General features: G+C 63.1%; 17 protein-coding genes. 10 read left to right on the top strand and 7 right to left on the bottom strand.

Features of this window, described 5'->3' with window-relative positions:
* Positions 1-2 precede the first annotated feature (2 nt).
* The 3 genes from ACS8Y6_RS12015 to lon all read left to right on the top strand — a co-directional run bounded on the left by ACS8Y6_RS12015 (position 3) and on the right by lon (position 3,614).
* Positions 3-722, top strand: a complete 720-nt coding sequence (locus ACS8Y6_RS12015) for an LrgB family protein (protein WP_440855648.1) — start codon at positions 3-5, stop codon at positions 720-722.
* Between the two features lie 74 nt (positions 723-796).
* The gene (locus ACS8Y6_RS12010) at positions 797-1,201 is read left to right on the top strand and encodes an Hsp20/alpha crystallin family protein (protein ID WP_440848552.1); all 405 of its coding nucleotides are present in this window, start codon (positions 797-799) and stop codon (positions 1,199-1,201) included.
* 4 nt (positions 1,202-1,205) lie between these two features.
* Positions 1,206-3,614 carry an endopeptidase La gene (gene lon, locus ACS8Y6_RS12005; protein ID WP_440855647.1) on the top strand — a complete coding sequence of 803 codons (2,409 nt, stop codon included), beginning with the start codon at positions 1,206-1,208 and terminating at the stop codon, positions 3,612-3,614.
* A 432-nt stretch (positions 3,615-4,046) separates the two neighbouring features.
* Here lon and ACS8Y6_RS12000 read toward each other — a convergent pair whose 3' ends face one another.
* The 3 genes from ACS8Y6_RS12000 to ACS8Y6_RS11990 all read right to left on the bottom strand — a co-directional run bounded on the left by ACS8Y6_RS12000 (position 4,047) and on the right by ACS8Y6_RS11990 (position 7,459).
* The gene (locus ACS8Y6_RS12000) at positions 4,047-5,180 is read right to left on the bottom strand and encodes a glycosyltransferase (protein ID WP_440848554.1); all 1,134 of its coding nucleotides are present in this window, start codon (positions 5,178-5,180) and stop codon (positions 4,047-4,049) included.
* Between the two features lie 767 nt (positions 5,181-5,947).
* The gene (locus tag ACS8Y6_RS11995; RefSeq protein ID WP_440848555.1) at positions 5,948-6,523 is read right to left on the bottom strand and encodes a gamma-glutamylcyclotransferase; all 576 of its coding nucleotides are present in this window, start codon (positions 6,521-6,523) and stop codon (positions 5,948-5,950) included.
* A gap of 12 nt (positions 6,524-6,535) precedes the next feature.
* Entirely contained in the window at positions 6,536-7,459 is a 924-nt protein-coding gene (locus ACS8Y6_RS11990; RefSeq protein ID WP_440855646.1) for a recombination-associated protein RdgC, read from the bottom strand.
* A 295-nt stretch (positions 7,460-7,754) separates the two neighbouring features.
* Here ACS8Y6_RS11990 and ACS8Y6_RS11985 point away from each other — a divergent pair, with 295 nt between their 5' ends.
* Genes ACS8Y6_RS11985 through ACS8Y6_RS11970 form a run of 4 tightly spaced genes read left to right on the top strand, consistent with a single transcriptional unit; the run spans position 7,755 to position 10,728 of the window.
* Positions 7,755-8,867 (top strand): ABC transporter substrate-binding protein, encoded by a 1,113-nt coding sequence (locus tag ACS8Y6_RS11985; protein WP_440855645.1) that lies wholly within the window; start codon positions 7,755-7,757, stop codon positions 8,865-8,867.
* 2 nt (positions 8,868-8,869) lie between these two features.
* Positions 8,870-9,664 carry an ABC transporter permease gene (locus ACS8Y6_RS11980; RefSeq protein WP_440848558.1) on the top strand — a complete coding sequence of 265 codons (795 nt, stop codon included), beginning with the start codon at positions 8,870-8,872 and terminating at the stop codon, positions 9,662-9,664.
* Positions 9,661-10,398: an ABC transporter ATP-binding protein gene (locus ACS8Y6_RS11975; RefSeq protein WP_440855644.1), complete on the top strand. Its 738-nt coding sequence runs from the start codon at positions 9,661-9,663 to the stop codon at positions 10,396-10,398. Before ACS8Y6_RS11980 ends, ACS8Y6_RS11975 begins: the two co-directional genes overlap by 4 nt.
* Before the next feature lie 15 nt (positions 10,399-10,413).
* A complete protein-coding gene (locus ACS8Y6_RS11970) occupies positions 10,414-10,728 on the top strand; it encodes a DsrE family protein (protein WP_440848560.1) in 315 nt (104 codons plus the stop codon).
* Here ACS8Y6_RS11970 and ACS8Y6_RS11965 read toward each other — a convergent pair.
* On the bottom strand, positions 10,695-11,498 hold the full coding sequence (locus tag ACS8Y6_RS11965) for an EAL domain-containing protein (protein WP_440848561.1): 804 nt from the start codon (positions 11,496-11,498) through the stop codon (positions 10,695-10,697). The genes ACS8Y6_RS11970 and ACS8Y6_RS11965 overlap by 34 nt on opposite strands.
* 393 nt (positions 11,499-11,891) lie before the next feature.
* Between ACS8Y6_RS11965 and ACS8Y6_RS11960 the strand changes: the two genes are divergently transcribed.
* Together ACS8Y6_RS11960 and ACS8Y6_RS11955 are read left to right on the top strand one after the other, a co-directional pair.
* A complete protein-coding gene (locus tag ACS8Y6_RS11960) occupies positions 11,892-14,270 on the top strand; it encodes a GNAT family N-acetyltransferase (protein ID WP_440848562.1) in 2,379 nt (792 codons plus the stop codon).
* The gene (locus tag ACS8Y6_RS11955; RefSeq protein ID WP_440848563.1) at positions 14,267-14,818 is read left to right on the top strand and encodes a DUF924 family protein; all 552 of its coding nucleotides are present in this window, start codon (positions 14,267-14,269) and stop codon (positions 14,816-14,818) included. Before ACS8Y6_RS11960 ends, ACS8Y6_RS11955 begins: the two co-directional genes overlap by 4 nt.
* 177 nt (positions 14,819-14,995) lie before the next feature.
* Here ACS8Y6_RS11955 and ACS8Y6_RS11950 read toward each other — a convergent pair whose 3' ends face one another.
* From ACS8Y6_RS11950 to ACS8Y6_RS11940, 3 genes are all read right to left on the bottom strand, one after another.
* Positions 14,996-17,200: a TonB-dependent receptor gene (locus ACS8Y6_RS11950; RefSeq protein ID WP_440851745.1), complete on the bottom strand. Its 2,205-nt coding sequence runs from the start codon at positions 17,198-17,200 to the stop codon at positions 14,996-14,998.
* An 819-nt stretch (positions 17,201-18,019) separates the two neighbouring features.
* On the bottom strand, positions 18,020-18,547 hold the full coding sequence (locus tag ACS8Y6_RS11945) for a hypothetical protein (protein ID WP_440850931.1): 528 nt from the start codon (positions 18,545-18,547) through the stop codon (positions 18,020-18,022).
* A gap of 129 nt (positions 18,548-18,676) precedes the next feature.
* Positions 18,677-20,992, bottom strand: coding sequence for an ExeM/NucH family extracellular endonuclease (locus ACS8Y6_RS11940; RefSeq protein WP_440855643.1), 2,316 nt, complete (start codon positions 20,990-20,992; stop codon positions 18,677-18,679).
* A 204-nt stretch (positions 20,993-21,196) separates the two neighbouring features.
* On the opposite strand from ACS8Y6_RS11940, the gene ACS8Y6_RS11935 reads away from it, so the two are divergent.
* Positions 21,197-21,865: a S1/P1 nuclease gene (locus ACS8Y6_RS11935; protein WP_440855642.1), complete on the top strand. Its 669-nt coding sequence runs from the start codon at positions 21,197-21,199 to the stop codon at positions 21,863-21,865.
* The last annotated feature ends 226 nt before the right edge of the window (positions 21,866-22,091 follow it).

Genomic DNA, 22,091 nt, shown 5'->3' with positions numbered 1-22,091 from the left:
CCATGTCGTTCACGCGTATCTGGGTCTATCTGGCCGAACAGCCGCTGCTGTGGCTGACCCTCACCGTGGGCGTGTTCTGGCTCGCCAAGCAGTTGTATTTCAAGGCCCGCCAGTTTCCCCTGCTCAACCCCGTACTGGTATCGGTCAGCGCCATCGTGTTGCTGCTGTCCGCCACCGGCACGCCCTACGATGAATACTTTCAGGGCGCACAGTTCGTGAATTTCCTGCTCGGCCCGGCGACGGTCGCACTCGCCGTGCCCCTGGCGGCGCAGATCGATACCCTCAAGCGCGCCGTGCTGCCGATTTCGATCGCACTTTTTGTCGGCGCGCTGACCGGCATTCTGTCGACGCTTGTCATCGGCTGGGCGCTGGGTCTGAACGGCCAGATGCTGCTGTCGCTACTGCCGCGCTCGATCACCACACCGATCGCGATGGGCGTATCGGACCAGATCGGCGGCAGCCCGCAACTGACCGCCGTATTCGTGATTATCACCGGCATTCTCGGGGCTGCCTTCGGCTTGCCGCTGTTGGCCGCGCTCGGTCTGCGTGACCCGGTCGCCGGCGGCTTTGCCCTGGGCGTGTCGTCACACGGCATCGGCACCGCCCGGGCCTTCGAGTACGACCAGCAGGCCGGCGCCTTCTCGGGCCTGGCCATGGGGCTGAACGGCGCGCTGACCGCGCTGCTGGTGCCGCTGATCGTCTGGTTGTTCGGTCTCGGCTGACGAACACCCCGACAGTGCTTGTGTCGCCCGTCGGCCGTCCCTATGTTGAAGGCAATCATCAATCGAGCGAACCGATGTCCGTAGACGATTTCGAGAGCTGGATGTGGTCCGAGGCGATGCGCCGCCAGGAACGCGCCGATCGCATTCAGCGTCAGTTCTTTCGCCGCGTCGAAACGCACCCCCGCCGACAGTGGGAGCCGCCGGTCGATATATTCGAAACGCCCGACGCGGTCTATGTGATCGTCGCCTTGCCGGGCGTATCCGATCGCAGCCTGACCGATCTCGAAATCGCCGGCGATACGCTTTATGTGGCTGGAAACCGCAGCGTGCCCACGCCGGCCGGCGACGGCCTGCTGCATCGCCTGGAGATTCCGCACGGCCACTTCGAACGTCGCGTCGTCCTGCCCTGGCCCCGGCTGGTCATCACGGGCCGGGAGTTGACCGACGGATGTCTGTACCTGACGCTCGCCAAACGCTGAAATCATGAGCGAAACCGACAATCACGACAGCCCCGACACCGTCGAGGGGCCGAGCACCACGCTGGTCTACAACCGGAACACGCCGCAGCGCCCGGACACGCTGACCATCCTGCCCATGAGCGAAACCGTGCTCTTTCCGGAGCTGGTCATGCCGGTCGTGCTCGATCGCAAAGCCGCGATCGACGCCGCCCAGCGGGCCATGCGTGCCGATCAACCGGTGGGCCTGCTGCTGGGCGACGCCGACGGCGACGCCAACAACTTGCCGGACAGCCTGCACAAGGTCGGCACCGCAGCGAACATTCTGCGCTATGTCACCGGCAACGATGGCCAGCACCATCTGGTCTGCCAGGGCATCGCCCGTTTCCGCGTGCGCGAGTTCGTCCAGGACGACAATGGCGGGCTCGCGGCGAAGGTCAAATGGATCGACGAGCCCGCCCCCGAAGGCGACAAGCATGTCGATGCGCGGATGACCACCCTGCGCAACCGTGCGCTGGAAGCGATCCAGCTCATGGAGCGCCCGTCGCAGGAGCTGGCCAACGCCATCCAGTCGATCGAGTCCGCCTCGCTGCTTGCCGATGCCACCGCCGGCTATCTCGGCCTCAAGCCGCAGGAAAAGCAGCGGATCCTCGAGACGATCGAGCTGGAGCCGCGGCTTGAGCTGGTGCAGTCGTTCATGGACTACCGGCTGGAAGTCATGCGGCTGTCGAACGAGATCAACCAGCAGACCCAGCAACGGATGTCCGAGCATCAGCGCAAGGCGATGCTGCGCGAGCAGATGCGCTCGATCCAGCGCGAGCTGGGCGAGGACGAATCGGTCGCCGAAGAGGCGGAACGCCTGCGCGAAGCGCTGGACAAGGCCCACCTGCCGGAAGACGCCGTCGAACAGACCGAGCGCGAATTGAAGCGCCTGGAGCGGATGAACGAATCGTCCGCCGAGTATTCCATGGTGCGGACCTATCTCGAGCTGATGGCCGAGCTGCCCTGGGACAAACTGTCCGAGGACGCCATCGACATCGCCGAATCGCGCCGGATTCTGGATGAGGATCACTACGGGCTCGACAAGATCAAGCGCCGTATCCTCGAGCACCTTGCGGTGCACAAGCTCAACCCCAACGGCAAGGCGCCGATCCTGTGTTTCGTCGGGCCGCCCGGTGTGGGCAAGACCTCGCTCGGCCGCTCGATCGCCCGCGCCATGAACCGCGAGTTCGTACGCGCCGCGCTCGGCGGGGTACACGACGAATCCGAGATCCGCGGCCATCGTCGGACCTATGTCGGCGCCATGCCCGGCTCGATCATCAGCCAGATCCGCCGCGCCGGCACGCGCAACCCGGTGTTCATGCTTGACGAGATGGACAAACTGGGCGCCTCGGCGCACGGCGACCCCGCGTCCGCGCTGCTGGAAGTGCTCGATCCGTCGCAGAACGATTCCTTCAACGACCACTATCTCGGCACGCCGTTCGACCTGTCGAAAGTCATGTTCATCGCCACCGCCAACGTGATGGACACCATCCCGGGGCCGCTGCGCGATCGCATGGAAGTGATCGAGGTGCCCGGCTACACGCGCGACGAAAAGAAACAGATCGCCAAGCGCTATCTGATCGACCGCCAGCTCGAGCAGGCCGGCGTGACGCGCGCCCAGTGCGACATTTCCGACGACGCGCTCGACGCCCTGATCGCCGGATATACGCGCGAGGCGGGCCTGCGCAATCTGGAACGCGAGATTGGCGCCATCGCGCGTTATGCCGCGGTGCAGGTCGCCGAGGGCCAATCCGGCCCCGGACAGATCGGCCCGGACGATCTGCACGGCATCATCGGCGCGCGCCGGGTGGACGACGAGGTCGCCCTGCGCACCGGGGTCGCCGGGGTGGCGACCGGACTGGCCTGGACCCCGGCCGGCGGCGACATCCTGTTCGTGGAAGCATCGCGCGCGCCCGGTAACGGCAAGCTCACGATCACCGGCCAGCTCGGCGACGTCATGCGCGAATCGGCCCAGGCCGCGCTGTCACTGGTCAAGGCCCGAGCCGATGACCTCGGCATCGACCAGGCGCGCCTCGACAATTCGGATATTCATATCCACGTGCCGGCCGGCGCGATCAAGAAGGACGGCCCGAGCGCGGGCGTCGCACTCTACACCGCGCTGGTCTCCCTGCTGACCGAACGCAACGTGCGGGCCGATGTCGCCATGACCGGCGAGATCAGTCTGCGTGGCCAGGTGCTGCCGATCGGCGGCGTGAAGGAAAAGACACTCGCCGCCCACCAGGCCGGCATCAAGACCGTCATGCTGCCCGCCCGCAACCGCCGCGACGAAGACGACATCCCGGACAACGTCCGCGAAGCGCTGGAGATCCGCTACATCTCGAACGTGGAGGAAGCCATCGAAATCGCGCTGGAAGCCGAGCCCGCGCCGGCGTGATCGCGCCGGCGGCCCGGTGTGGCGCGTTCCGCACGGCGGATCGGCGCCAACTCCGGCACCGTTACATTCGGCGACCGGGTCGCTTTCCGGAGCGCCGCCAGCTTATTAATCCGGCAAAAGATAGATGATTTTTCGGGTTGATAGCGCGAGCATGCGACCGCATGCTCGCCGCGGCAATTGGCCGCTAAGCCTTGGAAATAAAAGACGGACAGACGCCGGCTTTTATTTTTGAAGGCGTTGAAAGCAGCGGATCAAGTCAGCTGTTTTGATGCCGGATTGATAAGGTTCGCCGGGCACAGCGTCTGGGCCGATCCTGAAATCATCAGGCGACAACTACCCTGACAGTGAGGGCGGACGACATCTTCGCGATTCCCGAAGCCACAGACCTTGACTCCATGAATTCAATTCAATTCAGGAACCCAGCGTCACGAATCACAAGGATTTCGGCGAATAACCGGACGAGTCGCGCAGTTTTGCGGTCGCTGCCGCGCTCGGGGCCAACTCGCACAGTAGATTGAAAGTTCTTTCAGCGGCCCGTTCGGGATCGAACGCACTGAGGTCGGGCTTGGCATCATGACTCATGCCGGCCGGCTTTTCTATAAGGCGGGATAAAATGGTGGCATTCAACTGCCCGTCATACAGCCTCAACCATTCGGAACCAACCTCCTGCTCCAATTCCGGAAGCGCACCCGCTCGCGGCACAATAATCGGGCGATCGAACGAGAGTGACAAGAGCGCCGTTCCGGAATTGAATATATCGCGATACGGCGCAATCATGATGTCCGCAGCATTCAAATACACCTGCAGATCGGCCTCGTCGACGAAGCCAAGCTGAAGCGTAATTCGAGAATCGATTGAGGCCAACGCTTCAATTTCCGATTGAAGATGATTCTCGCGTGGGCGTCCCGCAATGATCAGTCGGGCGTTCGCGGCTTCGATTTCGGTAAACACCTTGATCAGCCGCGGCACGTTCTTGTAACGCCGGATCTGGCCGATAAACAGAATTACGAAGGTGTCCTGCTCGATCGCCAACCGTTTCCGGGCATCCTTCCGAGTGATGCCGTTTTCGTAGCTGTCACGGTAATGCGGATGCGGAATGACGGCAGACCGCTTGTTTTCTATTTCTGGAAATTTTTCAATCGCTTGACGCCGTCCCGCTTCACTGAGGTGTATGCAGGCATCGACCCGGGGAAGGAATAGCTTCCAAAACAGCGATTCGAGCCGCGGATGCCTCTTTTCATGAGGGCCCAGGTTATGGACGGTCCACACGATCCTTACATCCCGTTTGCGCGCGCTACGCAGACTTTTCTCGAAACGCATCAATCGATACAGCACCTTCAACGGGTTACGAAACTTGAGCAATTCTTCATGCCAATGGATATGCCAGATATCCGGTGCCGGGTCCGCTCGCAGTCGGCGTGCACTGAATTGCTCTACGCTCGCACCATAACGCACAAGCCGAGTATACAGATCGAACGTATATGGGTTGACTTTGCGAGACTTGAAAGCCGGTGAGGCCAGTATACGGAGCGGGCGCACTTTGGCGGACTTGGGTTCAGTAGGCATTAATCACTTCTCGATCAGTAAAAGTCGACAATATGTGAAAAGAGAAAAAGCCGCATCGCATTCTACCGGTCCGGCGCGTACGCCTGCCCTTTCTCACGATGCTGCGCAGCGGCCGGCGTCATCAATACGGAATCGACGGTTCGGTTGGCGACTATCTGCGATCCGACTCCCCCGGGACCTTCCGCGGTCGTTCACAATCGTTCGCGTCAGCAGCGGACCGCAGTTCAGTGCGGTTATAGCGACTCGTTACTGACCTTTTGCCGTACCGAACACGGGCATTCTATCGCGTATCGACCTGCGAACCCTTGATGAATAACGTTTGCTCTGTTTCATGGTTATTAATCCGGCATTAAAACAGCTGACTTCATCAACTGTTTTCAACGCCTTCAAAAATAAAAGCTGGCGCCTGTCCGTCTTTTATTTTTGAAGGCTTCGCGGCCGATGGCCGCGGCGAGCATGCGGTCGCATACGCGCGCTATCAACCCGAAAAATCATCTATTTTTGCGCCGGGTTAGTATCTTGTAGCGGGAGTTGGGGCCTCCGGTATTCCCGGGACCGTTGACATCGCCATCCAGGGCGCAGCCTTCGCGACTGAACGGTCGCGCTTTTAACCCGGCCCGATACGCCGCCAGTTTCAATCCCGCCCACGCACATTTCGATCGGTCGTGCTCCGCTCGAACGACGCCTGCGCCCCCACCAGCAGTGGTGGTGGGGGGGTACAGCGTTCATATCGCGACTCACCGAGCGGTGCGAGCATCAGCGCTGTCTCAGCTTTCGGTGGTGATCAGCTCACGGACCCGATCGGCGACTGCGAACACATGGCGGTCATCGGCACCGTGTTCACGCAGCCTATCGGCGAGGTTCAGGGCGTAGTCGCGGTTGGGCCCGCTGGGGCCGCTCGAATTCGCGATCTGGCGCGCGATGGCATCGATCGATGCCTCGCCCAGCCAGGCCGCGTTGTCGGGCGTGGCGATGTAAACGAGGCCACGCTCGACCCGGCCATCGTCGAAGGTCATCGGCTGGGCGAAACGCAGGTAGCCGTTCTTCTCGCGATGATCGAGATAGTCGAAATGCGCGGGGGTGATGCGATACGCCATGCCGAAGCAGGTTTCGCCCGGCGCCTCGACCAGCGTGACCACGCGTCCCGGTGAGTCCGGGGTACCGCGGTGGTCGTGCGAGCCCTGCCAGAATCGCCGGGCCCAGCCCTCGATGGTGGCCGGCCGGCGTTCGCGGTAATCCAAGCCGGCCTTGTAGATCAGCGAGCCATAGCCGAACAGCCATAGTTCGTCTTGGTCGGCGAATGTGCCCGCCTGACGGTTCGCTTCGATCGTGTCGTGCGACATGGCGGCTACCGTCTAGGCAGCAACTTCCGCCGACTCAGCCGCCACGCCGAAATGCGTATACAGCCGGTCCAGAATGCCGCGCAAGGCCTCGCCCTGCAGCGCGATGCGGGCGGTCAGTTCGGCGACGGCATCATCGGCGTCGAGCGAGTCGAGATCGTCCTGGATCAGATCCAGCGCGCGAATACGCTTGAGATCGAGTTGATCGTCCAGATCGAACTCGATGGCATCGTCGACCGCCACATTGAGCCTGGTGGCCTGCATGCCGCCGGCCAGATGGGCCCGTATCTCTTCAGCCTGCAGATCCATGGCGTTAACGCGCACGCTGGATTTTACTTCATCGGTGGATTCCAGCACGCAACGGTCGCCGCACTCGAAGCCGTCGGGAAGCGCGTTCTCGTCGGCCACCCAGCGCGAGAGTTCCTCAGCCGGGTTCATGCGCGGCTCGGGGCGCGTCACCGGCAGCGTACCCAGCGCTTCGCGCAGCGCCGTGATCACCGTCTCGGCACGGGTTTCGGAGCTGGCGTCGACCCAGACACGACTGGCGCGCAGATCGATGACGCAGGTCGTGCGCTTGGAGCGCGTGAAGGCGCGCGGCAGCAATTCGAAATGCGCCTGATCGCGGATATCGGCTTTCTCGCGCCGGCCAACGCTGCGGCCCTCCTTGGCCTGAATACGCTCGATGCGCTCTTCAACCTCTTCGGTCAGCACCGGGCCGGGCAATACGCGGCTGATTTCCTGGTAGACGCAGATAGCCAGGCCATCCACCACATGCGTCATGGCGTGTTCGCCCTTGATCGGCGGCACGAAACCGCCGACCGATACGGTCTGCTCGCCGCACTCGGGGCACAGCGCCTCGCCCAGCGCGTTCTCGAGGTCGGCCGCGCTCCAGGGGAAAGTGTCGGTACCCAGAAAAACGCACAGATTACGTAGCCACATAGAATGTTGCCCTCGGGAAAATCATGACGACGCGGCGCGCCGGCAGCGCGCATGCGCCCGAAATCGAGGCGCACAATACGCGGGCACGGCGCCGGCCTCAAGCGCCGCTCGTCGGGCCGCCGAGCGCACGTTGAAACAGTTCGAGCCGCGGGCGCCGGCGCGCGCTAAAAGCACCTCGTGACGCGCGCGATGCCTGACGCGCCGATTAATAAAAAAAGCCGGCTGTGGCAATATCGCGCTGCATCACGCCCGGCCGCGCTCCGGGAATTCGAATCGGTTTTGCCGGGTTTCTGCCATGTCTCGACGCCCTTCGCCTCGCCGCCTGCTGTCGCTGTTTATTGCCTTCGGTCTCGTGGCCGCGCTCGCCGGTTGCGGTCAGTCGGATTCCGACTCGGCTCAAGCCTCGAACAACAGCACCTCCGGTACACGACCGGCCAAGGTGAAGGCGCAGATCGGCTACATGCCGATCCTGCCGGACGCCCAGCTGTTCGTGAATCTGGAAAACGGCGGTATCGCCAGGGCCGGCATCGATCCGGACCTGGTGTCGTTCCAGAATGGCCCGGCCATGGTGCAGGCGTTGGCCTCGGGCCAGCTCGATATCGCTTATTTCGGCATCGGCCCGACCATGGTGGCGCGCTCCAAGGGCGCGAACATTCGCGTGGTGTCCTCGAACATCATCCAGCAGATCAGCGTCGTCGCGCTCGGCAGTCTCGCCCCCTATTTCGAAAACGGCAATCCGGCCACGGCGTTTGCGCGCTTTCGCAAGGACACCGGGCACAAGGCCAAGATCTCGACCTTCCCTGTCGGCTCGGTACCGCAGACCGTGTTCGCCTACTGGCTGAAGAACAAACTGCACGCCGATGCTTCGGATGTCGACGTCATCTATCAGGGCGCCTCGCAGGTGCAGCAGTCGCTGTTGACCGGCGCGGTCGACGGCGCGGCCATTCTCGAGCCGGTCGTCTCCATCGTGGAGAAACGCGAGCCCAAGGCGCGCGTGGTCGCCAGCGGCGCCGAGATGTTCGACAACCAGCCCGGGGCAGTGGTCGCGGTACGCAAGTCGTTCATCAAGGCGCATCCGAAAGTCGTCGCTCGTCTGGTGGCTGCGCATATCGAGGCCACCCAAGCACTGCAAGCCGGCAAGGCCTCGGCGATCGACGCGGTCGCCAAGCATGTAGGCGGCGGCCGGTTGCCGCGCGATATCGTGGCCACCGCGGTGGATCACTCGAAATCCAACTTCGTGGCCAATCCGCATCGCATCATCGACTCCACCAAGCGCATGTATCAGTTCCAGCGCGACGAGGGCACGCTCAAGGCCAAGCTGGATATCGACGCGCTGTTCGATACGTCGTTTTATGACCAGGCAACCGGCAACAACGGCGCCTCGGGCAACGACACCAGCGGCAGCTGATCTTGACGGAGTCGGCAGAAGCACGGCGGCGTCGGGCCGAGAAACGGGCCGGCGCCCGCCGCATCGGCCTCGGCCTGCTCGGGGTCGCGCTCTTCATCGGTATCTGGAAGGCCGCGTATGTCTTCAACTGGGCGCCGCGCGGCACCCTGCCCGATCCGTTCGAGATTCCCGCGGCACTGGTACGCGAATGGCGTAGCGGCCATCTTCTGCCGGCCATCGGCTCCAGCCTGATTCATTACGTCTGGGGCCTGGGCGCGGGTACCGCCGCCGGCTTCCTGGTCGGTCTACTCGCGGCGAGCTCGCGCGCGTTCGACGATCTGCATTTCATGCTCGCGCGCGTGCTGCGCCCGATTCCGCCGCTGGCATGGGTCGTGTTCGCCATCGCCTGGTTTCATGTCAGCCATGCCGGTGCGGCGTTCGTAATTTCGATCGGCGTGTTCTGGGTGAACTATTTCGCCACCGCCGCGGGCGTGGCCAACGTCGACCCGCGCTACTACGAACTGGCGCGGGCGTTCGGCCACGGCGGGTTCGTTTCTCGCGTGCTGACCATCACCCTGCCCGGCGCCGCGCCCGGCATTCTGTCCGGCATGCGGACCGGCGTCGGTCAGGCCTGGATGACGCTGATCGCGGCCGAACTGCTCGGCGTGCCCGGCATGGGCCAGCAGATGAATTCGGCCGCCGGCGTGGGCGCCTATGACGCGGTGGTCGTCTACATGCTGGCGATCTCGTTGATTTATTCGATTTCCGACGGCTTGTTCGCGCTGGTCGAGAAACAGCTGTTGCGGTGGCGGCCATGAACGACGCGCCTCTGCTGACGGTCGAACGGCTGGCGTATCACTACCCGGGCAGCGATGATCCGGTATTCGCCGATCTGGACTTCTCGGTCGCGGACGGCGAATTCGTGGCCATCGTCGGCGGCTCGGGCGTCGGCAAATCGACCCTGTTGCGCAACATCGCCGGGCTGATCCCGCCCAGCAGCGGCAATATCGAGCTGTCGCCCGCCCTTAACCGCGGCAGCCGCGACCGGGGCTTCGTATTTCAGGACACACGCTTGCTGCCCTGGCGGCGGATCGATGCGAACATCGAATACGGACTGGCCGGCTTGAAGCTGTCGCGCAGCGAACGCCGCGCACGCGTGGATGAAGTGCTCCAGCTCACGGCCATGAGCGCCTATCGCGATCGCTGGCCGCATTCGATTTCCGGCGGTCAGGCCCAGCGTATCGGGCTGGCCCGCGCGCTCGCCGTGCATCCGCGCCTGCTGCTGATGGACGAGCCTTTCTCGGCGGTCGACGCGCTCACACGGCGCCGCCTGCAGGACGAACTGATCGCGATCTGGCGGCGCCTGGGCATGGCAGTGCTTTTCGTAACCCACGATATCGACGAAGCGCTGTATCTGGCCGATCGTATTCAGGTCATGCGCGGCAGTCCGGCGGCTATCGTGCGCGACGAGCGTATTGATCTGCCCCGGCCGCGCGAGCGCGGCGACCACACCTTCGTCGCCCTCAACCACAAGATTGCCGATTCGCTCTGAATCCGGGATTGCACCATGACCGACACCGAACACCAGCCGTTGCGGCTGCTCATTCACGCCGCCGATGAAGCCTCCCTGGCCCGCGCCCGCAACAATGCCCGCAACCTGCTCTCGGCCGAACCGACCGCGGCGGTGGAGATCGTGGTCAACGGCCCAGCGGTGGCTGCCGCCCTGGCCGTGCCGGACAACACCGATACCCTGTTGCGGCTCTGCGCGAACACCCTGGCCCGTCAGGACCTGGAGGCACCCGCCGAGATCGCCCGCGTAAAAGCCGCGGTGCTCTATATCGCCCAGCGTCAGCGCGACGGCTGGGCGTACATGCGCGCCTGAGCTTCAAGCTCGGAGAAATGTGCCGGGGGTACGCTCGGCAACTGCTCGAGACCGGGGCGGGCGAAATAATAGCCCTGCTGCAGCGCAATGCCGTGCCGGTAAAGCCAGGCCGCCTCGCCGGCGGTTTCCACGCCCTCGGCGATCAAGCGGATATCTAGCTTGGCGGCCATGGCGATCATGCCTTCGACCAGGGCCTGGCGCCGCGGGGTGTGGGGGATCTCGCGCACCAGCTCGCGATCGAGCTTGATGATCTCGGGGCGCAGATCGATCAACAGATCGAGATTGGCGTAGCCGCCGCCAAAATCGTCGAGCGCTGTGGTGAAGCCCATGGCATTGTAGGCCTCGACGATGTTCTGCAGGTGAAGCCGATCGCGTACCGCTTCGGTTTCGATGATCTCGAACATCAAGCGCGATACCGGCCAACCCAGTCGTTCGGCCGTCGCCAGGGTCGCCTGGATGCAGGCCTCGGGTGCGTACACCGCGTTTGGCAGAAAATTGATTGACAGCATCCGATCACAACCGAGCGCATGCGCGATCTCGATCGCCCGTACACGACAGGCCTGATCGAAGGTGTACATATTACCCGCGTCGACCCGGTCCAGAATGGAGGCGGCCGACTCCCCGCCCGGCCCGCGCACCAGGGCTTCGTAGGCAAAGACATCACCGGCCGCAACGTCCACGATCGGCTGGAATGCCATGGTGAAATCGAAATCGAGCGCGCCGCCACAGCGCGTGCAGTGCGGCGCGTCATCGCCGTCGCAGTTCGTCATTTAAGCCTCTTCTACCATGCGGTGCTTGTCATGTTCACCGCCAAGTCAGCCCCGAGTCCAGAGTATGTTCACACCGATCGGGCCCATGTTGCACGCCCACATCCCGTCGGGCCCGCCGCGAGCCGTGCAAGCAACCCTGCCGGAAGCCGCGGCGGGGGCAACCCGGAGCATATCCCGGGGCGCGATCAATTGTGCCCAAGGTCAACTTGAGTCGGCGATGGCAGCCTGCTCTCATGGCGGCATGTCATGATGCCCGTTCGACGGACCATCCGCCCCGCCAATCCGGGCGCGCGTGTTGAATCGACTGCCGGGCCCTGCACCGACGGCTGACGGAGATGCCATGCCGACCGCGCCGACCACTGCCAATGACCGCGCCCGAGGCGCCATCACGGCATGACACTGCGCAATATCGATGCGTTGTTTTCCGGCACCCGGGCGTCGGTACTCGGCCAGCCGACAACGCCGGCCCAGAAACAGCTTCTGGCCAATCTCGAAGCGAGCGCCGCGGGCGATCCGGTGCAGGTGGCGGCGACACGCCCCCATCGCTCGCGTCTGCCGGCGTCGCCCGGCCCGTGCGCGGTGGTTATGGATCCCCGCTGGGGCCGCCCCGACATCATCGCCGCCCTGGCCGAGGCCGGTTGCCGAGCGGTGGTATGGGCAGCGCCCGATCGCATCGGAGACGATGTGCTGCGCGCCGCGCGTCCCACCAACATGCGGCTTCTGGGCGGCCGCACGGCCGGCGTGTTCGATACCCGCAAAGGCCTGAACATGACCACCCTGGCCTCGCTTCCCCGCCCGGGCAAGGTCGCCTTGATTGGCCAGTCGCAATCGCTGGCCGCGGCCGCCGTCGACTGGGCCCTCGGACGCAACATCGGGTTTTCGTGGCTCGCCTGCACCGGTGCGGAAGCCGACATCGACGCGGCCGACCTGCTCGACCACGCCGCACTCGACCCACGCACCCGAGCGGTCGTGCTCCAGATCGGCGACATCGCGGAGCCACGCAAGTTCATGTCGGCCGCGCGCGCGGCCGCCCGGGTCAAACCCGTACTGGTGCTCCAGACACGCGCCGATCGCCCCGGCACGCCGCCCGGTCCGGACCCGGCCCGCTCGGCGGCGTTCGCCCGTGCCGGTCTGGTGGAGTGTGAAAACCTCGGCGGCCTATTCGACGGCCTGGCAGCGCTGGAACTGTTGCCCGGCGTGCGCCAGGATCGGGTGATGGTGCTGGGCAACGGCGCTGGCGTGTGTGCACTCGGCACCGATGCCCTGCGCCGGGCGGCGCTTACGCCGGTGGAAGCCAGCGCCGAAACCGTCGGCGCACTGGCCGATGCGGCACCGCGTGCCCACAACACCGGCGCGGGCATCGATCTGGCAAGCTCCGACAGCACCGAAACGGTCGCGGCGCTGCGCCTCGCGCTCGCCGACCGCGGGGTCGACGCCGCGCTACTGGTACACAGCCCCGTCGCCGGGCATCCCCACGCGCCCATGGTCGAGGCGATCGCCGCCGCCGAGCTCGACGCGCGCCTCATGACCGTCTGGCTCGGCCTGCACACCGCCCTGCCGGCACGGGCGGCGAGCGCCCGGGCGCGACTGGCCACCTTCGCCTCGGCCGACGAGGCGGCCCGTGCCATCCGTTACCGCCGCCGCTATCACCAAACGCGCGAACTGCTCACGGCCACGCCGCCGCCCGACCCGACGGTCACCGCCGACGCCGAGGCCATCCGCCATCGCCTGCATGTGCTCGCCGACGATGGCGTGGAATGGCTCTCGCCCGAGGACACCCAGGAAACGCTCGCCGCCTATGGCATCGTCGGCGCACCGAGCGGTCGTGCCGGTGCCGACCCGTCGATCCGTGTGCGCATCGAAGTGCTCGACCACCCCGAGCTCGGCATGGTCATGCGTGTCACCGACGAGGCGTTGGGCGTGGCGCCCGCCTATGGCTTCGCCCCGCTGGATGCGTTGCTCGCGCGCCGCATGCTCGAAGGCGCCAGCGCCGGGCGCCTGTCGGCAACACTGGAAGCGGTCGAGGCGCTGGCCCAGGCGCTGGTGCGCCTGTCAAAGCTGGTGGTCGACATCGCCGAGATCACACGGCTGGACCTGCATCTCGCGATCGGCCCGCACGGCCGCCTGCACACGCCCACCGATACGCTGATCGAGATCACCGCCGCGCCGCGCGCCGCGCGTCACCGGCTCGCGATGTCGCCCTACCCGGCGCGCATGCGCCACCGCGTGACCCTGCGCGATCAACGCACCTACATCGTGCGTGCAATCCATCCGTCCGACGAACCACTGGTGCTCGACCTGCTCGACAGCCTGAGTCCGGAAGAGATCCGGCTGCGTTTTTTCAGCACCATCCGCCATTTCTCGCATGACATGGCGGCCCGCATGACGCAGATCGACTACGATCGCGAAGTCTCGCTGGTCATCAGCCCGACGAATACGCCCGCAGAGCTGACCGGCATGGGCACGATCATTGCCGATCCCGACGGCCGCGAGGCCGAATTCGCCGTACTCGTACATCACGCCCATACCGGCATCGGCCTTGGTCGGCACCTGCTCGACTGCCTGTTGCGCCAGGCCCACGCCCGCGGCATCAAAACCGTCTACGGCGAGATCCTCGCCGACAACCGCCCCATGCTGGAACTGGCGCGCAGCCTCGGCTTTGCCATCCGCCGCTCGCTCGACGACGCCACCTGCGTACGGGCCGAGATCGACGTCGCCCGCTATCGCAACGCCGACCGGGCACCGCCCGCGCAAACCGACGAGGCGCCATGAATACGCCCGTCCCCGCACGCGAAGTACACGCCTTCTGGTTCGACACCCTGGAACCGCGCGACTGGTTCACGGCGAGCCCCAGTCTGGACCGGCGGATTGCGGCCGAATTCGGCGCCCTGATTCCGGCTGCACGAGCCGAAACATTGGCCTACTGGCGGGCTTCACCGACCGGCCGGCTCGCCGAGATCCTCGTGCTCGACCAGTTCTCGCGGAACGTCTTTCGCGGCCATGCCGAGGCATTCGCGGGCGACGCACTGGCACTGGCGCTGGCGAAACAGGCGGTCGAGGCCGGTGCACCGCGCGATCTCGCCGCGGACGAACGCGCCTTCCTCTACATGCCGTTCATGCACAGTGAGTCGCTGGCCGAACACGACCGCGCGCTCGATCTGTTCTCGGAACCGGGGTTGGCGCACTACCTGGAACACGAACACAGACATCGCGCCGTACTGGAACGCTTTGGTCGCTACCCACAAAGAAACGCCGCCCTCGGCCGTGCGAACACGGACGAGGAAGCGGCGTTTTTGTCCGAGCCGGGCTCGGGGTTCTAGCGTCTGCCTCTACCTAGTGTCGTGGCTCGCAAGTAACCTTACACTGCGCGCGACCGTCACCGCGTCTGGCGGCGTTGCGAAACCCGGCCGTATGATCCGATACGATTGGGTGCCGCGCCTTGCCAGCCACGCCGACGCCTCACACTCGTTTGATAAGAAACTTACGAGACAGCGACACTAGAAACGAACATACATCCCCGCGAAGACGTTGAACGGCTCCGCATACTTCTTGCGCGGATTGGCCGGGCCGTGGCCGGCGTCGGTGACGTACTGGTCGTTGAGAAGATTGTCGAGATTGACCGAAAACGACATCTTTTTGACGCCCATGTTCTTGACCATGGCGTCGGGAACGTCGTATTTCGCATAGGCCTTCGTACCTACGTGGCTGGATATCTTGTAGTACTGGTTGTCGTACAGACCGACGTAGTAAGCCGACGTATAATCCGCTGAGACACCGCCCGACCAGCCGTTGTATTTCACCCGCAGACCCAGCGCATCCGTGTTCCGCGGCGACTGCACCGGCGGCTGCGCATGATCGCTGTAGTAAGCGTTCAGGTAACCCACGTTGGCGAAACCGGACAACCAGCTGTTGAAGGCATAGCTGTTTTCGAGTTCCACCCCCTGATTGACCCGCCCGCCGGCATTAACGAGTTGCGAGAACGTGCCGGAACCGTTCGGCTCCTGGAAGCTCTTGGATCGGATATAGCTCAGATAGTGAGTCTCGAACAACGTCACACGACCGCTCCATGGACCCTTGTCCCAGATCGTGCCCACTTCGTAGCTGTCCGACTCTTCAGGCGTCAGATTTATATTGAAGCGACCGGAGTAGAACTGGTTGTACCCCGGCGGCTTGAACGAGCGCGTGTAATTCGCGTACAGATTCCAGCCCTCCAGAAGCTTGTAGTTCAAGCCGAGAGAGGGCAACAACCGATTGTAGGAAACCGAACTGTGCTCGCCGTACAGGTTATTGTTGAAATCACGATCGATCCGCGCGTACTTCAGGCCCGGAGTGATGGTGAAGTGCTTGAACGGACGGATTTCGACTTCGACGTAGGGTTGTTCCGTGCTGTTCTTCACGGTTTCGCTGTAAGCCGGCCCGATATTAGGGCCACCATTGATTGCGTAGCGATCACTCAGGTGGAGTGTGTCCTGATAGCTCCAGTAGACCCCGGTACGGAAAGTCGCGTATTTCGTATCGTAGGCGAAACGAAAGATGTTGCCGATACGATGTTCGTTATGGCGGCTCTTGACCTGGTACAGATCCTTATTGTTATTTTTCGACGTCGCCGACGCGCCATACCCCCAAGCGTAGTAATAATACAGCTGGTTGGATACGTGAAATTTTCCGCGATTGATCTCGTACTTGGCGTACGTTCTATTGTCATAGAATTTGTTGTAATTATATCCGTAGTAGTAAATCGAGCTTTGATTCTCATTGTAGCCATTGTAGCGCTTGCCGTACTGCGCCTTCTCGGCATCGGTGATGCCGCGATAGTAGTTGTAGCTCTGGTCGGTGCTGTGGAAATACAGCGTAAGCTTGCCGAGTGGCAGTTTGCTGATTGCCTTGAACGTCGCGTCGTTGCGATATTTGGTGTTCGTATGGTCGTAGTAGCCGTCGCCGTCGCGCGCAGAAAGACTCAGGATGGCCGACGTGCTGTCGTTGAGGAACGACCCGGTGTTGATCTGCGCACCGTATTGCTTGGCATGAAATGAACCGACGCCCAAGTACGGCTGTACATAGAAATTCGGCTGCGGGTCCTTGCTGTGAATCGCAATGGTTCCCCCGAAATTGCTCAGCCCGATCGTCGACGCCGAACCCGCGCCCGGCATGACATCGATGCTGCTGATCGCGTAGTTGTTCGTGATATCGTTGGTATAGACCGAGCCATCGTCCGACGAGTTGACCGGGATGCCGTCGATCAGCAGACCGAGGTGCTTCTGGTCGAAGCCGCGAAGACGAAATTTGCTGCCGCTGTCGTTGGACCCGGTATGCGAACGGAAGAAGTTGGGCTGGTTGGTCAGCGCCGCCGCGAAATCCTGTACCGGTGACGTCGCATCCTGAATCTGTGCCTGCGTAACCGTGGTAATCGTGCGTGTGGCGTCGGGCACCTGCGCCTGACCCGTCAAAAGCTTCAGGTAATCCGCCTGCCCCGTCACCGAAATTTGATCCAGCGTCGTGGTGCTGACGGTCATGCGCCTGGACGCCGGCGCTGCGGCCGCAGGCGCGGCCGCAGCGGGTGCCGGGGTAGCTACGGTTGTGTCGCCGCCCTGGCCTTTGTTCGTGCTGGCATCGGTCGTCGCCGCCATGGCCGCGGACGCCACCAGAACGCCGCCGGCCAGTAACAGCGGCAATGCCGGCCGTACTTGCTTGTTGAATAACATGGAACCCCAATAGCCTCCCTTGGCTGTGACGCGGAGGGCAGTCCTCCACACTGGTCGGAATATCTCGATCCCCCGAGGCTCGAGATTGCGACAAGACGCTAGCGGAGTTTTATTGCATCAACGTGTCGCAATGCAGCTCTTGATGTGAAAATCGCCTGGTAGCGCTTAGGCACTTCCCGGCCAGGCCGGCAAAGGGTGGAACTCGCGCTCGGCAAGGTGCAGGGCACGTCCGCAGCCATCAATACTGCTGCGGAAGACACTGTGTGAAAAAAACCGTCTTTTTATGAACCGAATATTTCACCGGCTGAATGTAAAATACAAGAAATCGCACGGCAAACTAACTGATATGTCATTGTATCCAGAATAAATTATTAAATTAATACGGATATCTATTAAACGTTAACACTTAATGCATTGATAAAAATTTTACGTAAAAACACGCTTTCATATAGATTTAAAATATAAAATCAACAGCGTCACGCGAATCCTTCAAACACTGCGAACGGCTGATGTATTTGCCCGTGAAGTGCGTAAACGATTGTCGGCAGCCGTACCGGGCGGGGCGACTCTTCCTTTTCTGATAACAGCAAGTTTAGGCGACACCTCGCCCGGCGCCGCAGATCATGAAATCGCGGCAATTCCGCATGAAGTTGCAGGGCCGCCGAGCCGCGCTTCGCCAGCGCGCATGGCCGGGAGCGATGGGCGCTTTCCGGCGTCGCGAGGCTTGACCGCGGACTGATTGCGGCCAAGCCCTGCCCCGCTGGCTAAAACGATTTTCGAGCCGCCCGGCGGTGACGGCGCGTGCTACCGCGGCCGGCCCTACGCGTAGTGCTGTCCGCGAGCAATCCGCCGGCGAACCAGGCCACCAATGCCGAACACGGCGAGCCCGAACATTGCCAGGTTCGACGGCTCGGCCACCGGCAGTGAGCCCGATGGCTGAATTTCAGCCGACAGCTGGCCCGTCACCGCATTGCCGTCCAGGAAATTGGTGATTCTGAAGCCATCCGCATGGAATTCGCCAACGCAGTAGCTGCAATTCCTGCCAAAGTTGTCGGGGCCGGAAGCCGCGACGAATCCGCTCAGCGTATTACCCGACGGCGCGACCGTCCCGCTGTAAGACGTCAGCGGATTCACGAAATCGATACCGTCAATCGTCAGATTGAGCGTGCGGAGCAAATCATCCGGATAGGCGCCGTCGCCGTTACCGAACGTCGCACCCGGGCTCATATTCACATCGTCGGCGAGATCCAGATACCCGGTGAGCGCGTCGCCCACCGAGAATCCCGAGCCGGCATTCGTCACACCTGTGATCGAACCGGAAAAGTTGATGACGGTCGCATTCGCCACACCGCAAGCCAGGCCGGCCGTGGCCAGAACGGCGAGAAGTTGCAGTTTCATGATTGAGTCTCCCTTGCGTAATGAACGATACGAGGCGGCAATAGCGGGGCGATAGGCATTCCGCCCGGTTCCATGTGTTCAGGGGGTAAGATCGAGTTCGACCACCAACGGGTCGTGATCCGAGGCGCGATACGGCGTCGGCGCGTATAGCGACGACAGCTGACTGGCACTCTTGTATTCCGTGTTGTAGTCGAGCGCCTTCGGTTCGTCGGCGTTCAAGTGCACGGGCATCACGGCCCGCACTTGATCCAGCATCGATTGACTCACAAGCGCGTGATCAAGGGCGCCCGCTTCAGCCTGGTAGGTGTATGTATAGGCATGCGCATTCGCCCGGGCCTGGAGAAGGCTGGTGTATCCCGATGTCTTGAAGGCGGTAATCGGGTCCTCGCGGGTATAACTGTTGAGGTCCCCCATAAGAATGAAGTCCGGATCGCCGCTACCCGTTGGGTCGGTGGCAAGCCAGGCGGCCGTTTTCTGCGCTGCCTTGGTACGCTGAACGTTCCAGCAACCCTGCCCATCGCCTTGCGCCGCATTCGGGGCATCGCCGGACGGGCACCCGCCTTTTGACCGCAGATGGTTCGCCACATAAGTGAAGCGGGCGTGATTATTGGTTTCGAAGGTCTGCGCCAGCGGCGGGCGATTGCCGTAGTCAAACGGCGGCGCCAGGAGCGTGGCCGGCACGCCGACCGGGGTCACCGCCTCGGTGTTGTAGACGATGTCGTTGGCGATTGCGTCGGTACCCAGTTGATGACCACCCGGATCGACGAACGCATAATGCGTGCCCGCGGGCGCGGCGGCATTCAAGCCACTGACGATATCCTGGATCGCGCTGTCCGGCCCGTAGCCGTCGTTTTCGACCTCCATGAGTCCGATGACATCCGCATGCAGGCTGCTCAGTGCCGCAATCGTTTTGGCGCGCTGGCGCTGATACTCGGCATAAGTGTTCGCGCCACGCTGCGTCGGAAATCCGCCGCCTTCACCGTTGCCATTGAAGTAATTCTCGATATTGGCGCTGGCGACTCGCAGATTGCCGCCGCTCGGCAGTGCGCTGGCATCGGGGCGCGGATTGACCGGATCGATGACGGGTTGGGTCGTCGGCTCGATCACCCACGCGCCGAAACGGTAGCTCAGAACACCCTGTATGCCGGTAATCGTGTCGCCATCCCGTACCGTGTGATAGGCGCTAAGTTGGGGCGCGGGATAGATAACCGGATCCGGATCCTGAGCGCTGCTGCCGTCGTCCAGAACAATACGGTTTCGAGCATTGAAGGCGGCGAGCGCCTTGGCCGGCGCGCCCGGCGGCACCACATTTGTGGGTGTGTACAGCCGGCCGGCCGCGGATAGCGTCAGTTCGCCGTACCGACCAAGACCCGAGTCGCCGGTCACCGTCAATTTCTGGGCAATGGTCACGGCCATCCCTTCATAGGCTTTCGGCGCATCGGTGTCGGTAAACGGCAATCGCAGCTGGGCGGGGGTGACACTCCGTCCCGTATCGCAGATCGCCAGCCCATTGACGTTCTGGAGCTCCGTCTCACCCTTGTATTCGGTGACCTCGCCCCGAACGCGCACGAGATCGCCGCGCTTGATGTCGGCGCTGGCATCGCGGTCATAGACGAAAAGCCCCTCCGATGTCGCGGGATCGGCATCGGCGTTGCGATCCAGCGCCTGGAGGTAGAAGCCGTGGAATGAACCGGCCCCGAGGGAAACATCCGTCACGACGGCCTCAACCACCCGGGTCTGACCGACCAGCGGCGACGCGTCGCCGAGCCCCTGGATTGCGTGAATCCGCGTCGTGTCTTCGCCGCAGCGACCGAAAGCGACTGATGAGGACGAGCCGCCGGAATCGCTACCATGGCTACCCGCGTACTGCCCCAGGTCGTCGACGGTATCCTCCGGCTCGCTGGTCCATTGCGTCGCGGGATCGAACACGCTGGATCCGTCGGTGCGGCCCGACGTAACACTGGTGTCACGAAGCAGCGTGTGATGTTTCGTGGTCACGTCACCGCGGCCCCAGGCCGAGCCGGGATCCTGGCCGATCTGACCGATGACGTCGTCCGTGCTGCCGGCGTGGGTCAGCGCAACAGCGTCGTTACCATTGAACAGGCTACCGCCGTAGGTCTGATCCGCGACGGCCAAAATAGCGGGCTCCGCTCGGCTGCTTGCCAGAACATAGGTTTTGCCGGCGGGCAAAGTACCGGTCAGATCGATGGTGGCGCCCGCATTGGCACGCCCATTGAAGTAAATCGATACCGCGTACTGGCTTAAATCAACCGACCCGCCGATGGCGTTGTAAATCTCCAACGCTTTGTTATGACCACTGCCCTCGACGTATTCGCTGAAATAAACGCCGCCGGCCGCATGTGCCGCCGGAATTGCCAACGATAGCGCCGCCATGGCGGCCACCCATCCTGATCGCATAAATCCCCCGAAGAAAGCGGTTCAGAAAAGTAAACGCAATGCGCACAGCGATGCGGGGCGAAATACTGGTTTTTTTGTATTATCTCCATTCATCGGTGACCGTGCCATGACATCTAAAAAAACAATTTTTGACATGCTACGCCGGCTTGCGGCGGCCCCGCCGCGACACGGTAAAAACCCATGCGTACGTCCCGTGACCTGGCATTGGCGGACGCGTGGCATGACCGAATGTGGCTCGTCGATCGCGCACGCCAACGCATGTCATCCTCAAGATTGAGGAGTTTCGCCCGCCGTGGTTTACGCTCGCGGCCTAGCATCAACGGCCCGAACGGCGCTGGCATCGGAACCTTCATCCAACAGTCGCGGTATGCCGTCATATTCGCCCGCAATAACCGATGGCGGGAGCAGCCGCTACACGCCGAAGACCACGACGACAGGGGCGGTAACGATGTCAGACTCAGCTATTTCGGTCATCGCAGCAATCTGCATCGCATCTGGGACAGCGGTATCGTCGATCATGCGCTGCATCTGCATGTCGGACGCGATTACTCGATCGACTACGCCCCGACTCGCGCCGCGGCCGCACGGCCCGACGCTGACATCACACCACGCGAGCGCGCCAACTGGCGCCGTGGCATCCATGGCGCGCGATTGAGCGCCGCCGCGGTCCGCTGGGCCAACCAGGCCCACCGGCTCGCCCGCCGCGTGGCGTACGCCGATCTCCCTGCGCCACCACGCCGCGACGGGTCCGCGGCATATCAGCACAAGACCTGGCCCGTCGTGCGCCGCCAGATCCAGCGCGGTGGGGTTCGGCTTGCGACCGTGCTCAATACCACCCTCGCGCGCTAGTGTCGGTGCGCGGCGTGCATTTCGCGGGGGTTGTTCGCGCCATGCAAGGCGCGGTAATCGGCCGCACCCCGGAATACGGCGCCTTGCCTATCCTGCGCTCAGGCCCGCACGCGATGCCGCGCTCCGCCGCACCCGACCATATGGAGGCGCTCGACGAATCGCCCGGACGTGCCGGCTTGTTTTGAGCGCCCCACAGCCGGCGTGACATACGGTCGTCATGCATACG

It is taken from the genome of Salinisphaera sp. RV14, from assembly GCF_052044135.1.
Lineage (GTDB): Bacteria > Pseudomonadota > Gammaproteobacteria > Nevskiales > Salinisphaeraceae > Salinisphaera.
This window is presented reverse-complemented; position numbering and strand designations above follow the sequence as displayed.